Source organism: Ideonella sp., from assembly GCF_036277275.1.
GTDB lineage: Bacteria > Pseudomonadota > Gammaproteobacteria > Burkholderiales > Burkholderiaceae_C > Ideonella.
In genome coordinates this window covers 1-15620 of sequence record NZ_DASUNH010000145.1, presented here as the reverse complement: position 1 = coordinate 15620, position 15620 = coordinate 1, and the positions used below count along the sequence as shown (strand labels likewise).

The window sequence follows — 15620 nt, the reverse complement described above, 5'->3', positions numbered from 1 at the left end:
GCACCATCGGCACGCCGGGGCGACGAGCGGTCAGCGTTGTTGCTGCGAGCGCCGTCAGCTCGAGTAGTACATGTCGAATTCGACCGGGTGCGTCGCCATGCGGAAACGCGTGACTTCCTGCATCTTGAGGTCGATGTAGGCGTCGATGTAGGCATCTGTGAACACCCCGCCCTTGGTCAGGAAGGCGCGGTCCTTGTCGAGGTAGTCGAGCGCCTGGTCGAGGCTGTGGCACACGGTCGGGATCAGCGCGTCTTCTTCCGGCGGCAGGTGGTAGAGGTCCTTGCTGGCGGCTTCGCCCGGATGGATCTTGTTTTCCACGCCGTCCAGGCCGGCCATCAGCATCGCGGCGAAGCCGAGGTACGGGTTCATCATCGGATCGGGGAAGCGCGCTTCGACGCGTCGGCCCTTCGGATTGGCCACGAACGGGATGCGGATCGAGGCCGAGCGGTTCTTGGCCGAGTAGGCCAGCTTCACCGGGGCTTCGAAGCCGGGCACCAGGCGCTTGTACGAGTTGGTGCCGGGGTTGGTGATCGCGTTCAACGCGCGGGCGTGCTTGATGATGCCGCCGATGTAGTACAGCGCGAATTCGCTCAGGCCGGCATAGCCGTCACCGGCGAACAGGTTCTTGCCGTCCTTCCAGACCGACTGGTGCACGTGCATGCCCGAGCCGTTGTCGCCGACGATGGGCTTGGGCATGAAGGTCGCCGTCTTGCCGTAGGCGTGCGCCACGTTGACGATGATGTACTTCTGCAGCTGAAGCCAGTCGGCGCGCTGGACCAGCGTCGAGAACTTGGTGCCGATTTCCATCTGGCCTGCGGTCGCGACCTCGTGGTGGTGCACCTCGACCGGAATGCCCATCTGCTCGAGCAGCAGGCACATTTCCGAGCGCATGTCCTGCGCCGAGTCGACCGGCGGCACCGGGAAGTAGCCGCCCTTGACGGTGGGACGGTAGCCGGTGTTGCCGTGCTCGTATTCCTTGCCAGAGTTCCAGGCGGCCTCCTCGGACTCGATCTTCGAGAAGCAGCCGGACATCGAGACGTCCCAGCGCACGCTGTCGAAGACGAAGAATTCGGGTTCCGGGCCGAAGAAGGCGGCGTCGCCCAGGCCGGCGCTCTTCATGTAGGCTTCGGCGCGCTTGGCCAGCGAACGGGGGTCGCGCTCGTAGGGCTTGCCGTCGCCCGGCTCGATCACGTCGCAGGTCAGCAGCAACGTGGGTTCTTCGAAGAACGGGTCGATGTTGGCGGTGTTCGGGTCCGGCATCAGCAGCATGTCGGAGGCTTCGATGCCCTTCCAGCCGGCGATCGAGGAACCGTCGAACGCATGGCCGGCGGTGAACTTGTCTTCGTCGAAGGCGGACACGGGCACGGTCACGTGCTGTTCCTTGCCCCGGGTATCGGTGAAGCGGAAGTCAACGAACTTGACTTCGTTGTCCTTCACCATTTGCAGCACGTCGGCGACGGTCTTGGCCATCAAAAAGGCTCCTGGCGGATGAGTTGTGTCAACGGAAATGAGCGGTCGATGCCGCCCGCAGGTCACCCGCCAGACCAAGCCGGTGAGCGCCCCGTGGCGACCACGGCGCGGGCAATGTAGCAGAATCCATGCCCACAAATGGGGATCGTCCGTGCCCCGCCGTGGGCAGGCGGTGCCGCGACGCGCCGACCTCAGGCCTGCGCCGCCGACCAGCCCAGCAAACGCAGCGTTTCGTTGTCCGGCGGCATCTGCACCGTGCCCTCGTCGGCAAAGCCCAGCGAAGACAGCAGCTTGATCGACGACGTGTTGGTCGGCGTGACGATAGCGACCACTCGCTTCAGGCCCAACGCCTGCCAGCCCCACTGCAGCACGGCTTCAGCAGCCTCGCGTGCCAGGCCCTGACCGCGAGCCCGCGGCAAGAAGGCATAGCCCAGGTCGATGTCGGTCAGGCTGTCGCGTTTGATCAGGCCGCACATGCCGACCGGCAGACCGTCTTCCACCCGCTCGACCAGGTACAACCCGAAACCGAGCTTCTGGCACATCGCCACCGGGCCGTTACGCAGAAAGGCCTCCGCCTGTTCGCAAGTGCTCACGTTGCGCTGGCCGATGTTCGCGATCCAGTCGGGGTCGTTGACCAGTTCGATGATGAATCGCTGGTCGGCTTCGGATTCGGGATCGAACCAGCGCAGCCGCAGCCGCAAGGTCCGCAAGACTTCATTTCGCACCATCATGGGGCTTCTTGTTGCACCAACATGGGTTGACGCCGTTGCACCTATTCGGTGCCAAATTCGACGCCGGGCAGCGCAACCAACCCGGCCTGCAAGGCGCCGAAAGCCGCATCGACCACCGACGGCTCACCCTTGACCCCCAGCTCGATGTGGCGGCCACGTTGCGGATGGTCGACGCTGGGCAGGCTGAAGACGCGGACGCCGGCGAACTCGGCTTCGATCTGCTCCATCAGCGGCGTCAGCGTGGCCTCCATGCTGCCCTTGACGTACAGCGCGCGTTCGGCATGCGCCGCCGGCTTCAGGTGACCGTAGCGATGGTCCAGCAGCCACTCGATCATCGGGTGCGCCATCACCGGGAAGCCGGGCACGAAGTGCACGTCACCCAGGCTGAAGCCGGGGATCTTGTTGTACGGGTTCGGGACGAGCGTGGCGCCTTCGGGGAACACGCCCATGTTCAGGCGGTGGATGTTGTCGGGGCGGTCGGGTTCGTAGGGGATGCCCTGCTCGATCGCCACATCGTGCATCCGCTCTTCGATCAGGCGCTTGGCCTCGGGGTGCAATGCCAGCGGGCGCCCGCTGGCAGCCGCGGCGCACTGGCGCGTGTGATCGTCCGGCGTGGCGCCGATGCCGCCGCAGCTGAACACGATGTCTCCACTGGCCAGCGCGTCTTTCAGCGCCGCGGTGATCAACGGCCGCTCGTCGCCGACGTAGCGCGCCCAGGCCAGCGCATGGCCGCGAGCGGCCAGCAGCTCGATCACCCTGGCCATGTGCTTGTCTTGCCGACGGCCGGACAGGATCTCGTCGCCGATGATGATCAGGCCAAAACTCATAGGGTGGTGCCAGGCAGGTCGGGCAAGGGGGAGGCAGGCGGCGCCACGTCGACCACCACCGCAGCGGTCATGCTGGCGCGATGCAGTTGCAGCGCGGCCAGCAGGTAGTGGGCGAACCACAGCGCCGAAAACGCAAAAACCAGCGTGTACAGCCAGACCGACACCGCCATCAGCAGCGGCGCAAAGACCAGCGTCATCGCGCTGACGGCCCAGATCATCGACGGCGCCGCGCCCAGGAAGCCGGTGATGATGCCCATCAACAGCAGTTGCCAGCCGTACTGGCCCATCAGGGTACGGCGCTCCTCGCGGCTGGCATGCTCGGCCAGCACGTCGAAAGCCATCACACGGGTCGTCAGCCAACCCCAGATCAACGGCGGCACGATCAGCACGACGCCGGGGATCAGCCAGAACGGCATCGTGACGAAGCTGGCCACCAGGGCCAGCGCGGTACAGCCCAGGCCCCACAGCGCGCCTTGCCAGAACGACGCCCCGCGCTTGCGCTCGAGCTGCGAAAAGCGTCGCTCGGCGACCAGACTGACGATCGCCGGCGTCATCAGCAGCGCGACCAGCATCAGCGACGCGACCACCACCACCGGCACCGCCAGCGCAACCACGATCAGTGCCGCCAGCGCCACGCGGAAGTGCGGGCCGAGACCGGAGTCGATCCACTTCAGCAGCGGCTCGATCAGTGACCAGCCCTCCAGCGTCTCACGCACGCCAGCCAGCGCCGACTCCCAAAAGAACCAGCCCAGCGCCAGCGATGCGCCACCGGCGATCAGCAACGGCAGCAGCGACAGGCCAACGACCCGCGGCATCAGCAGGTAGGCCAGGGCGCGCCAGAAGGAATCGAGCAGCAGTCGCATCGAGGTAGCGCGCCCGTTGGGATCAGCGCAGGTTGCCGGTGTGGCCGAGAGAATAACGGCCCGGCTGCGGCCAGACGGTCAGGCCGTGCGGCTCGGCACCGACTTTGACCTGCGTGACATCGCCGGTGGCCGTATCGAAACGGTAGATCACGTCGTCGTAGCGCGCGGCCAGCCACAGCCACTTGCCGTCGACGCTGACGTTGCCCATGTCGGGGCTGCCGCCGCCGGGCACCGGCCAACGCGCCACCACCTTGTCGGTCGCAAAGTCGATGACCACCACGCCGCCGTCGCCCTTGCGGGGGCCATGGATCTTGTGCGAGCCGCGGTTGGCCACGAACAGGCGCTTGCCGTCGCGGCTGGGGTACAGGCCATGGGCGCCGATGCTGGTCGGGATGAAGCCGATCTGCTTGAACGAAGCGCCGTCCACCACATGCACGCCATCGGCATGCATGTCCGCGATGTAGAACTTCGAACCGTCGGGCGAGCTGCGGATGTCCTGCGGCATGCCCTTGGTCACCGTGCAGATCTCGGTCTCGCCCGGCTCCCAGACCTTGCCCGGCTCGGTGCGCGGCTTCCTCGTTTCCTTGAAGCGGGTGGCCGGCATCTGCAGTTTCAGGTAACCGAGCACCTGGCGGTCGACCAGGTCGATCTTGGCCAGCGAGCCATTGAACTCACAGGTGAAGTAGGCGAAGCGGCCATCGATCGAGAAGTCGGCGTGGTTGACGCCCGGGCAGCCGGGCACGTCGATCGAGTACTGCAGTGCCATCGTCTGCGGATCGCGGAAGTCGAGCCGCTTGCGTGCTTCGGCCACCACGATGGCCGATTGGCCATCCGGCGTCGCGTACATGTTGTACGGGTCGTCGACCAGCACCTCGGCGCCGGGCTTGCCGGTCTTCGGGTCGATCGGCGTCAGGCTGCCATCGGTGCGGCCTTCGGCGTTGTTGGTCACCCACAGCGTGCGCAAATCCCACGAAGGCACGATGTGCTGCGGGCTGCGGCCGACCTTGAAGCGGTCGATCACCTTCATCGTCTGCGGATCGACCACGTAGACATCGTTCGAGCGCAGGTTGGGCACGTAGATGCGCTCCAGGTGATCCGCCAGCGCCGGGCTGACCTTGCCGGCCCCTGTTTCGCTGTAGAGGTTGCGCGGATCAACCACCGGCGGCATGCCGGGCACGGTGACGATGCCCGGCACCGGCGCGGCGGCGGCCGGCGGCGTACCGGCCGCCGTGGCCTGCGACGACTCGCCGTGCACCTGGTGCACCACCAGCGCGCCAATGCCCGCCAGCAACGCCAAACAAACACCGAGCGCGCGACCGGACCTGCGCTTCTTCGTCATGACAATTTCCAAACGGGATCGAGAGAGAGGAGAACGTTGTTAGCGCGGCGGCTGAACGTGGGGTGTCTCGCGCGGCCGATCCGGGGTTGTCAGACGCTTCTGGATGGCCGCCACGGTAGTGTCCACGATGAGCTTGACGCCGATCTGCCCCAATTCGGCCGTGGCGCGACGTGGATCACCCTGAACGCCATCCTTTGATGCGCCGGCGCCACGGGCCAGCCGGTCGGGCCGGACCAGCGTCGGGTCCAGGGCCAGCGTCAAGGCCGTGTCGGCCAGGCCGGCGTGGGTGCCGATCTCGTCGCCACCGAATCCACGCGCGCGCAGGGCATCGACGTAGGTGGTTTGCGCCGTTCGATAGTACTCGGCCAGCGCGTGGGTGCGGCAGGCCGGCCGCGCCGAGCGGGCTCTGTCGCGCTCCAGCCGGGCGGCTACCTGCTCGAGGTTGCGCTGGTAGCCGCCATGGTCGCCCAGCAGCACCACGTCACGAAAGCCGTGGTGGCACAGGCTCTGGGCCGCCGCGACGAGCACGGCCTCGAACGCCGGCTCGGGGATCGAGAGGGTGCCGGCATACCGCATGTGCGCCGCCGGCGGATCGATCTCGCCTTCGGGCACGTAGGCCAGGACCGGCGCCACCAGCGTCCGGCCCAGGCGCTGCGCGATCTGCAGCGACAGCGCATGCACACGCTGGTTGTGCTTGCCCAGCGCCAGGTGCGGGCCGCTTTGCTCGGTGCCGCCAATCGGCAGCAACACCGTGGTCGTGCCGCCGGCAATGCGCTCACGCAGCTCGGGCGACGTCAGCGCGTCGAGTTCGAGGCTGTCCACCGCCGCGGCGCTGGCGGCGCCGCAGCACAGCAAGCCGGCGAGCAGCCAGCGCCAGCCCATCGCGAAACCGAGGTTCGGGATCAGTCGTCGTCGCCGCCGAGCAATCCACCGAGCAGGCCGCCGGCCGCGAAGCCGCCCAACACCGAGCCTTCTTCGCGCGAGCCGCCGCGCTGCGGCGCGGCCGCGAACACGCGGCTGGCCAGGCGTGAGAACGGCAGGCTTTGCAGCCAGACGGTGCCCGGGCCGCTCAGCTTCGCAAAGAACAGGCCCTCGCCGCCGAACAGCGCGGTCTTGATCTTGCCGACGTACTGAATCTCGAAGTTCACGTTGGGCGTGTAGGCCACGACGCAGCCGGTGTCGACCATCAGCGTCTGGCCGGGCAACAACTCACGCTTGACCACCGTGCCGCCGGCATGCACGAAGGCCAGGCCGTCGCCTTCGAGCTTCTGCATGATGAAGCCTTCGCCGCCGAAGAAGCCGACCGACAACTTCTGCTGGAAGTGCAGGCCGATCGACACCCCGCGCGCGGCGCAGAGGAACGAGTCCTTCTGGCAGATCAGCATGCCGCCGAGCTTGCTCAGGTCCATCGGCAGGATCTTGCCCGGGTAGGGCGCCGCAAACGCCACGCGCTGCTTGTTCGAACCCTGGTTGGTGTAGACCGTGATGAACAGCGACTCACCGGTGATCAGGCGCTTGCCGGCACCCATCAGCTTGCCGAGCAGGCCTCCGCCTTGTTTGCCACCGTCGCCGAAGACGGTGTCCATGCCGATCGAGGCGTCCATGAAGAACAGGCTGCCGGCTTCGCCGACGGCGGCTTCGCCGGGGTCGAGCTCAACCTCGACGAACTGCATCTCCGAGCCCTTGATCTCGTAATCCACCACATCCATCGCCATCTCGAATTCCCCTGTTGTCGTCAGGCGGCACTTGCCGCAGAGGCGCGAATGGTACTGAAATTCGCACCTTGCGCTGGCAACCGCCGGCGCTTGAGGCGATTGCTGACCACCTGATCCGGCTGTCATGCGCACCACGCCACGCCCCGCCCTTCGCCGGCGACTGCTTCCGCTGCTGGCCGGCGGCGTGCTGTGTTTGCTGGCGATCGGCGCCGGCCTGGCGATGCTGAAGACCGACCGGCCGCTGCCGCGCGGGGTCGCCGCAGCGCCGGTAGCGGGACCGAGTTCACCGGCCTCGGCCCGGGCGGAAGGCGGCACCACGGCGGCGCGGGCCACGCGCCAGCCGGAGGTCCGCTTGCTCAGCGCGCGGCAATGGGCTCAACTGCAGCAATCGCTGGCCGACCATCCGCAGGCCGATGCGGAGGCCGCCCGCATCATCGAACTGCTGGCTTACCAGCGCACCGTGCAGCAGTTCCGCACCGAACGCCTCGCCTGGGCGGGCGCCCCCGATGCATCGCTGACCATGCTGGCGCGCCGCATCGACGAGGGTCTGGACGCCCGCATGGCCCGCGGCGAAGTCAGCGGCCCCGAGGCGCAGCGGCTGAAGACCGCGCTGCTGGAGGTGCTGGAGCCCGACACGACCCGGCGCGCCGAGGCGCTGTCCGACTGGCGCCGGGCCCAGCAGATCGCCCATCCGCCGCAGACCGATCCACGAGATGCCCAGTTGCTGCAGGCCCAGCAGGCGCTGGTGGCGCGCTGGCGCCGCGAAGCCCCGGCCGGTGCGGCCCCCGATGCGCTGGTGGCGCAGCTCGAGGCGCTGCGCCAGCGCATATACGCCTCCCCCTCCACCAACCAGGGAAGAACGCCATGATCGACAGACCCGTGTCTTCGTTGCTGCGCCGCCTGTTTGCTGCCTTGGCCCTCGTGCTGCTGGCGCCCTGCGCGCAAGCGGCCTGGTTCATCTGGGAAACCATCGAGTTGCCGCTGTCCAGCGGCGCAGCATGCGGCAACGGCACGCCCTACCGCTTCTTCGTCAATCGAACGCCGCTGAACAACCACCTCGCGATCACCTTCGAGGGCGGCGGCGCCTGCTGGGACCAGGACGCATGCGAAGGCGTCGGCGAATACAGCGCCACCAACCCCGACGGCATCCCGAGCGACTACATGAGCCTGCCGAATTCGGCCGCCGGTGGGCTGGTCACGCCGTTCTCGGCCCGGCTCGACCCGTTCGAGAGTGTGCGCACGCAGGACTGGACGCTGGTTTACATGCCCTATTGCACCGGCGATGTGCACACCGGCAACCTGGTCAACGTCTACGACGACAAGCGGCCCGACCAGCCGCGGGTGCAGTACCACCGCGGCCAGGCGAACGTCAAAGCCGCCGCCGACTGGATGCGCCAGCACTTGGGCCGCCCGGGCCACATGCTGCTGACCGGTTTCTCGGCCGGCGGCGTGGGCTCGACCGCCAACTACGCGATCCTGCGCGACAAGCTGGCGCCCCGCGGCCGCGCGACGCTGATGGCCGACTCGGGCCCGATGATGAACGCGCCGCGCGGCAACACGAAGGAGGCGTCGCCGTCGCAACCCCTGCACGAGCTGATCCGCGTCAGCTGGGGGTTGGACCTGCCCGGCGGCATGATCCCGACGCTGCAGGCCAAGCTGCCGGGGCTGGACACCAACAACATGGGCAGCCTGAACGGGGCGTTGGCCCGCCAGTACCCGACGGACCGTTTCGGCTACCTGGTCTACCAGGCGGACGGCATCTTCTCGGGCTTCAGCTATCTCGACTTCTTCCCCGAGATCGCCAACGAGCCCGATCCGGAAAAACAAAAGCAGATGCTCAACGTGCTGTGGCGGCAAGACATCGCCGCCTGGCTGCCCTCACTCGACGCCGAGCCCAACATCTCGTACCACGTGCCGTTCTTCCGCGATTTCAACGAGTCGCACTGCCTGACGATCGTCGACTTCTCGGGCACCGGCATCCAGGAAAAAGGCATCGCCAGCGCCGAGGCCTTCGTCAACAACGGGCTGGACCGCAAACCGCCGATGCGCAACGTCGAACAAGATCAGGTCAGCGATCTCTCGCAGCCGCTGTCGATCGCGCTCGAAATCCTCGCGATCGTTCTGGATATCTTCGGCTGATTGTTGGCCCCCACGGCCCCCTGCCAGGGGCCTGCCCCCCAACGGGGCTCGCGCAGCGGACCGGCAAAGCCGGATCCGCGCACGCCGCTTGAGGATGAGCGACGCTGCGCGCGCTCAGCAGAAACAACAAGGGCGCCGCGAGGCGCCCTTGTTGTTTACTTGAGCGCTTTGAAGCGCATGCGGTGCGGTCGTGCACCCTCTTCGCCGAGGCGGCGTTTTTTGTCTTCCTCGTACTCGTGGTAGTTGCCCTCGTAGAAGTACCACTGCGAGTCGTCTTCGACGGCCAGGATGTGGGTGCAGATGCGGTCGAGGAACCAGCGGTCGTGCGAGATGACCATCGCCGAGCCGGCGAACTCGAGCAGCGCGTCTTCCAGCGCCCGCAGGGTTTCGACGTCCAGGTCGTTCGACGGTTCGTCGAGCATCAGCACGTTGCCGCCCTGGGCCAGGGTCTTGGCCAGGTGCAGGCGGCCGCGCTCACCACCGGAGAGTGAACCGACGAGCTTTTGCTGGTCGTTGCCCTTGAAGTTGAAGCGACCGATGTAGGCGCGGCTGGGCATCACGAACTTGCCGACGATGATGTTGTCCAAGCCGCCGGAGACGTCCTGCCAGACGGTCTTGTCGTTGGACAGGCTCTCGCGGCTTTGGTCAACGAACGCGAGCTTGGCGGTCTTGCCGACCTTGACCTCGCCCGAATCCGGCTTTTCGGTCCCCTGGATCATGCGAAACAGCGTCGACTTGCCGGCGCCGTTGGGGCCGATGATGCCGACGATCGCGCCGGCCGGCACCTTGAAGCTGAGGTTGTCGATCAGCACGCGGTCGCCGAAGCTCTTGGTGACGTTGACGAACTCGATCACTTCGTTGCCCAGGCGCTCGGCGACCGGGATGAAGATTTCGTTCGTCTCGTTGCGCTTCTGGTAGTCGACGTCGCTCAATTCCTCGAAGCGGGCCAGGCGCGCCTTGCTCTTGGCTTGGCGGCCCTTGGCGTTCTTGCGCACCCACTCCAGTTCCTGCTTCATCGCCTTGGTGCGGGCGTCTTCGGTCTTTTGCTCCTGCTCCAGGCGCTTTTCCTTGGCGTCCAGCCAGTCGGAGTAGTTGCCCTTGTACGGGTAGCCGAAACCGCGGTCGAGTTCGAGGATCCACTCAGCGGCGTTGTCGAGGAAGTAGCGATCGTGGGTGATCGCGACGACGGTGCCACCGAAGCGCTTGAGGAACTGCTCCAGCCACTCGACGGACTCGGCGTCCAGGTGGTTGGTGGGTTCGTCGAGCAGCAGCATGTCGGGCTTGCTCAGCAGCAGGCGGCACAGCGCGACGCGGCGCTTTTCACCGCCCGAGAGCTGGCCGATCACGGCGTCCCACGGCGGCAGACGCAGCGCGTCGGCGGCGATGTCCAGCTGGTGCTCGGTGTTCTCGCTGCCGGCCGCGGCGATGATGGCTTCGAGCTCGGCCTGTTCGGCGGCCAGCTTGTCGAAGTCGGCGTCCGGCTCGGCGTATTCGGCATACACCTCGTCCAGCCGCTTCTTCGCCGCCAGCACGCCGCCGATGCCCTCTTCGACCGACTCGCGCACGGTCTGCTCGGGCTTCATCTGCGGCTCCTGCGGCAGATAGCCGATCTTGATACCGGGCATCGGCGTGGCTTCGCCTTCGATTTCCTTGTCGAGGCCGGCCATGATCTTCAGCAGCGTCGACTTGCCCGAGCCGTTCAGGCCCAGCACGCCGATCTTGGCGCCGGGGAAGAAGGACAGCGAGATGTCCTTCAGGATCTGCCGCTTCGGCGGCACGATCTTGCCGACGCGGTTCATGGTGAAGACGTATTGCGCCATTGCTGAAAGTCCTGCGGGTGGTCGGAAAAAGCGATGGCGCCGGCACGAAGAGAACCGGCCGGCGCAGCCCGCGCGGCGCGCCGCAGGAGGATGCGGGGCCGACGCCGGGAAAACGCGGATTATCGCCCGGCCAGCGTTTCAGCGCTTCGCCGGTCCAATGGCACCTGCATGGTTTCCGGCAACTCGCCCGGGTCGGGCCGGCTGGTGCTGCCCCACCCTTCGAGGAACGGCAGCAGCCGCAGCAGCGGCATCGGGCGCGCCACCAGGTAGCCCTGGATCTGGCGGCAGCCGGCCTGGTTCAGCACCTCGAGCTGCACCGGCTCCTCCACCCCTTCGGCGATCGTCTGCATGCCCAGCGTGCTGGCCAGCTGCACGATCGTGCGCACGATCGCGCGGGCGTCGTGGTGGGTCATCAGCTCACGCACGAACGCGCGGTCGATCTTCAAGGTGTCGAACGGGAAGCGGCGCAGGTACTGGAAAGCGGAGTAGCCGGTGCCGAAGTCGTCCAGCGCAATCCGCACGCCCAGCGCCTTCAGCGCATGCAGGTGCGACAACGCGGCGGACGGGTCGTCCATGAAGACCGACTCGGTGATCTCCACCTCGAGCCGCGAAGGCGGCAGGCCACTCTGGCGCAGCGCCCGCTGCACCTCTTCGATGAAGCCCTCCTGCATCAGTTGCACCGGCGAGACGTTGACCGAGATGGCCAGCCCCGGCAGCGCCGCCTGCGCCTCGGTGCAGGCACGCGACAACACCCAGGCGCCAATGTCCCCGATCAGCCCGCAGCGTTCGGCCACCGGGACGAATTCCGACGGCTCGACCACGCCCAGCTCCGGGTGCTGCCAGCGCAGCAACGCCTCGGCGCTCATCACCTTCCAGTCGGTGATCCCGACCTGCGGCTGCCATTCCAGGCTCATCTCGCCTCGTTCGATGGCTTCGCGCAACGCCGCCTCGACCTGGCTGGCGCGCCGGTTGCGCAGGCCCAGCGACGGCACGAACAGCTCGAAGCGACCGCGGCCCCGCTCCTTGGCCGCATACAGCGCCAGGTCGGCGTTGCCGAGGATCTCGTCGACGGTCTGGCCGTGCTCGGGGATCAGCGCGACGCCGATGCTGGCGCCCATCGAGACCAGCCGGCCCTGGATCACCGCCGGCCGGTTCAGCACGTCCACCAGGCGCTGCGACAGCTGCAGCACCTCGCCGTCGCTGCGCACGTCGTCCAGCACCACCGCGAATTCGTCGCCGCCCAGCCGGGCCAGCAAGTCGCTGCTGCGAACCATGCCTTGCAAGCGTCGCGCCACCTGGCGCAGCACCGCATCGCCGGCCGAATGGCCGAACGAATCGTTGATGGTCTTGAAGTTGTCCAGGTCCAGACACAGCAGGGCGCTGCGTCGGCGCGGCTCGCCCGATGCCGTCAGCGCCTCGTCCAGCCGCTCGCGCAATTGCACCCGGTTGGCCAGGCCGGTCAACGAATCGAAATGCGCCAGGTAGGCCAGGCGCTGGTGCGTCACCCGCTGCTTGGTCACGTCGCTGATCACGCCGCGCCAGCCGGTGCTGCGCCCGGCTTCGTCCAGCAGCGGCTTGGCGGTGATCGACCACCAGGCCGAGCCGTCGCGCTGTTTGACCTTCAACACCACGTCGCGAAATGGCTTGTCCAGCAACAGCGCGCGGCGCAGGGCCGGCAGGCCGCTGGACTCGTCGAGCATGACGCCGGCGCGCCGCTTGGGCATCTTGGTGCGCGACTGCAGCACCTCCACCAGCGTGCTCTTCTGCAGCTTCTCGCGGGTGCGGCCCAGCAAGGCGACCAGCCGGTCCGACACGTGGGTGAAGCGGCCACGGCGGTCGACCTCCCACAGCACGTCGACCGAGTGTTCCTCGAAATCGCGCAACAGCAGGCCGACGACCTGGCTTTGCCGCTCGGCTTCGCGTTGCGACGCCAGGCGCGCGCCGAACAGGCGATTGATCGCCACCACGCCGGCCAGGATCACGACCGTGTAGACCACCACCATCGCGGCCAGCCCGAACAGCACGGTATGGCCGGTCTGCAACAGGGAAATGATCGCTGCGATGCTGAGAACAAAGATGTGGACGAGGGCGGCGGGCAGCACCGTGGCCAACACGAACGCGCCGGCACACAGCACGCCACTGGTCAGCACCGACAGCATCAGTTGCTGGGTCGGTGCGGCCAGCGGCAGCCACAGCAAGGGCACCACCGCCCAGGCGCCGCTGATGAACGCGGCCTGGGCGGTCGCCCGCACCACGGCCCGCGGCGGCATCTGCCGCACGACGCGGCCCCGCCAGCGCCACCAACTGTGCATCGCGTGGGCGCAACCGCCGACGAACAGGCAGGCCCAGATCGCCAACGGCAGCACTGGCACGGTGCCGGCCAGAAAGGCCAGCACCAGCACGGCATTGGCCAGGTTGGCGCCCATCACCAGCGGCGTCATGCGCAACACCGCCTCGACGTGGCGCGCGCGCGCCTCACCCGCGGCCGCTTCGGCCGAGCTGTAAAGCCACTGTTCTTGTTGCCACAAAAGCCGCAACCGGCCGAGCATGGACGATTCGAGCTCCACGCCGTCCTTTCGTCTTCTGGGTCAGGTGGCCGGCCCCAACGGCCGGGTTCGCGGGCATCAGAGCCCGCCAGTCATCGATATATCGGACACACCCCTGCCCGCTGAAGGCCCACAGGGCCAACTTGTTCAACAACCCTCAATTCTGCGTCGCCGACTGGTGCCGGCCCGCTGCAGTCGTTACCGTCCGTTGCTCAGAATCAAGTTCACGGTGCGCGATTGGCGCACGCCCTGTCACGGATCAACGATGGAGTCGACCCAAAGCATGAAGAAGTTCTCTGCCCGCACGCTGATCGCCCTGGCCGCAGTGGCCGCCATGGGCGGCGCGGTGGCCAATCCGGCCAAAGTTGACGCTGACCTGCAGCGCAGCGATCTGCAATACGTAGCCTCCGAGGTGCTGGTGCAGTTCCGCGCCGGCCATGTCGCAGCGGCCCGCGAAGCCGTGCTGAGCGCGCTGGGGGCCCAGTCGGTCCAGCGCCTGCGCGCCGCCGCCGATGGCGAACTGCATCGGGTGCGTCTGCCGCACGGCGTGAGCGTGCCCGACGCCGTCCAGCACCTGCGCGCGCAAGGCGCGGTGCGTTTCGTCGAGCCGAACTGGATCTACACCCACCAGGCCGGCCCGAACGACCCCTACTACCAGGACGGCAGCCTGTGGGGCGTCTACGGCGACACGTCGCCCGGCCAGCAAAACCAGTATGGCAGCCAGGCGGCCGAAGCCTGGGCCGCCGGCAAGAAGTGCTCGTCCAACGTCGTCGTCGCGGTCATCGACGAAGGCGTGATGACCAGCCACCCGGACACCCAGGCCAACATCTGGAAGAACCCGATGGAAGTCGCCGGCAACGGCGTGGATGACGACGGCAACGGCTTCATCGACGACGTCAACGGCTGGGACTTCGAGAACAACGACGCATCGACCTTCGACGGCGCCGGGGATGACCACGGCACGCACGTCTCCGGCACGATCGCCGCCGTGCGTGGCAACGGCATCGGCGTGGCCGGCATCTGCGGCAAGGCCAAGATCGTCAACGCCAAGTTCCTGGGCGCGCAGGGCGGCACCACCGCCAACGCGATCCTGGCGATCGACTACATCACCGACCTGAAGACCCGCCAGGGCCTGAACCTCGTCGCCTCGAACAACTCGTGGGGCGGCGGCGGTTTCTCGCAGGCCCTGAAGGACGCGATCGACCGATCGGGCGCTGCCAACATCCTGTTCATCGCGGCAGCCGGCAACGGCAACATCTTCGGCATCGGCCAGAACACCGACAACAAGCCGAATTACCCGTCGGCCTACACCAGCGAGAACATCATCGCGGTGGCCTCGATCACCAAGACCGGCGCCAAGTCGGGCTTCTCGAACTATGGCCTGGTATCGGTCGATCTCGGCGCGCCGGGCTCCGGCATCTGGTCGACCGTGCCGAAGATGGTCAACGGCAACCTGACGGCGACCTACGCATCCTACGACGGCACCTCGATGGCCACGCCGCACGTCACGGGCGCAGTGGCGTTGTACGCCTCGCTGCACCCGGGCATGACGGCAGCGCAGATCAAGGCAGCCATCCTGGCGGCCACCGTGCCGACGGCATCGATGGCCGGCAAGACGGTCACCGGCGGGCGACTCGACGTCAGCGGGTACTGAGTGCCTGCGCTCGGCCAGCCGAGCCCGTCCCCGAGAGATCAAGGAACTCGGGAACGGCCGGTCGTTGCCTTGCGCTTCGTCAATAGCGTTTTCGCGTAGACCAAGGCCCGTCATCGACGGGCCTTTTTTCTGCCGTGTAGCGTGTTTTCGATCGGGCGTCGACGAGGCGTAAACCCCTCCCTAGGCTGAAGGGTCGACAGCATCGGTCACGTCCACCAGCATGATGTTCCTTTCGGGCACGCCGCCGCTATAGCCCGCACACATGGCCCACCGGCCGCACACATGCGTTCGTTCCGGCCCCACCCTTTGACCGGTTTGAGGAGCTTCACCATGCCCCGTTCCACCCCCCGTTTCACCCGCACCCTGATCGCCAGCGCGCTCGCCGCGCTGTCGAGCGTCGCCCTGGCCGGAGGCCAGCCGGACAAGGTCGTGGCTGAACTGCAAGAGGCACATCGCCAGTTCGTGCCTGCGGAAATGCTGGTGCAGTTCAAGCCGGGCGTCGCGCAAGCCCTGCGC

General features: G+C 67.2%; 13 protein-coding genes. 4 read left to right on the top strand and 9 right to left on the bottom strand.

Annotated elements, in window-relative coordinates:
• Positions 1–54: 54 nt before the first annotated feature.
• The 7 genes from glnA to VFY73_RS25305 all read right to left on the bottom strand — a co-directional run bounded on the left by glnA (position 55) and on the right by VFY73_RS25305 (position 6945).
• A complete protein-coding gene (gene glnA, locus VFY73_RS25335) occupies positions 55–1470 on the bottom strand; it encodes a type I glutamate--ammonia ligase (protein WP_329724105.1) in 1416 nt (471 codons plus the stop codon).
• Between the two features lie 191 nt (positions 1471–1661).
• Entirely contained in the window at positions 1662–2201 is a 540-nt protein-coding gene (locus tag VFY73_RS25330) for a GNAT family N-acetyltransferase (protein WP_329724103.1), read from the bottom strand.
• A gap of 41 nt (positions 2202–2242) precedes the next feature.
• Positions 2243–3028, bottom strand: a complete 786-nt coding sequence (locus VFY73_RS25325) for a competence/damage-inducible protein A (RefSeq protein WP_329724101.1) — start codon at positions 3026–3028, stop codon at positions 2243–2245.
• Positions 3025–3891, bottom strand: coding sequence for an EI24 domain-containing protein (locus tag VFY73_RS25320; RefSeq protein ID WP_329724099.1), 867 nt, complete (start codon positions 3889–3891; stop codon positions 3025–3027). The genes VFY73_RS25325 and VFY73_RS25320 overlap by 4 nt, the downstream gene beginning before the upstream one ends.
• Positions 3892–3913: 22 nt before the next feature.
• Positions 3914–5230: a YncE family protein gene (locus VFY73_RS25315; RefSeq protein ID WP_329724097.1), complete on the bottom strand. Its 1317-nt coding sequence runs from the start codon at positions 5228–5230 to the stop codon at positions 3914–3916.
• 39 nt (positions 5231–5269) lie between these two features.
• Entirely contained in the window at positions 5270–6112 is an 843-nt protein-coding gene (locus VFY73_RS25310) for a creatininase family protein (protein WP_329724095.1), read from the bottom strand.
• 20 nt (positions 6113–6132) lie between these two features.
• Positions 6133–6945, bottom strand: a complete 813-nt coding sequence (locus tag VFY73_RS25305) for a TIGR00266 family protein (protein WP_329724093.1) — start codon at positions 6943–6945, stop codon at positions 6133–6135.
• A gap of 124 nt (positions 6946–7069) precedes the next feature.
• On the opposite strand from VFY73_RS25305, the gene VFY73_RS25300 reads away from it, so the two are divergent.
• Both VFY73_RS25300 and VFY73_RS25295 read left to right on the top strand, forming a co-directional pair.
• Positions 7070–7813, top strand: a complete 744-nt coding sequence (locus VFY73_RS25300) for a hypothetical protein (RefSeq protein WP_329724091.1) — start codon at positions 7070–7072, stop codon at positions 7811–7813.
• Positions 7810–9084: a pectin acetylesterase-family hydrolase gene (locus tag VFY73_RS25295; protein WP_329724089.1), complete on the top strand. Its 1275-nt coding sequence runs from the start codon at positions 7810–7812 to the stop codon at positions 9082–9084. Before VFY73_RS25300 ends, VFY73_RS25295 begins: the two co-directional genes overlap by 4 nt.
• A 155-nt stretch (positions 9085–9239) precedes the next feature.
• Here the strand turns inward: VFY73_RS25295 and ettA are convergent, their stop codons facing one another.
• Together ettA and VFY73_RS25285 are read right to left on the bottom strand one after the other, a co-directional pair.
• On the bottom strand, positions 9240–10904 hold the full coding sequence (gene ettA, locus VFY73_RS25290) for an energy-dependent translational throttle protein EttA (RefSeq protein ID WP_329724087.1): 1665 nt from the start codon (positions 10902–10904) through the stop codon (positions 9240–9242).
• 119 nt (positions 10905–11023) lie between these two features.
• Positions 11024–13471 carry a putative bifunctional diguanylate cyclase/phosphodiesterase gene (locus VFY73_RS25285; RefSeq protein ID WP_329724085.1) on the bottom strand — a complete coding sequence of 816 codons (2448 nt, stop codon included), beginning with the start codon at positions 13469–13471 and terminating at the stop codon, positions 11024–11026.
• 244 nt (positions 13472–13715) lie between these two features.
• Between VFY73_RS25285 and VFY73_RS25280 the strand changes: the two genes are divergently transcribed.
• Positions 13716–15104 carry a S8 family peptidase gene (locus VFY73_RS25280; RefSeq protein ID WP_329724083.1) on the top strand — a complete coding sequence of 463 codons (1389 nt, stop codon included), beginning with the start codon at positions 13716–13718 and terminating at the stop codon, positions 15102–15104.
• 330 nt (positions 15105–15434) lie between these two features.
• On the top strand, positions 15435–15620 hold a 186-nt coding region (locus VFY73_RS25275; RefSeq protein ID WP_329724081.1), incomplete at its 3' end, for a hypothetical protein.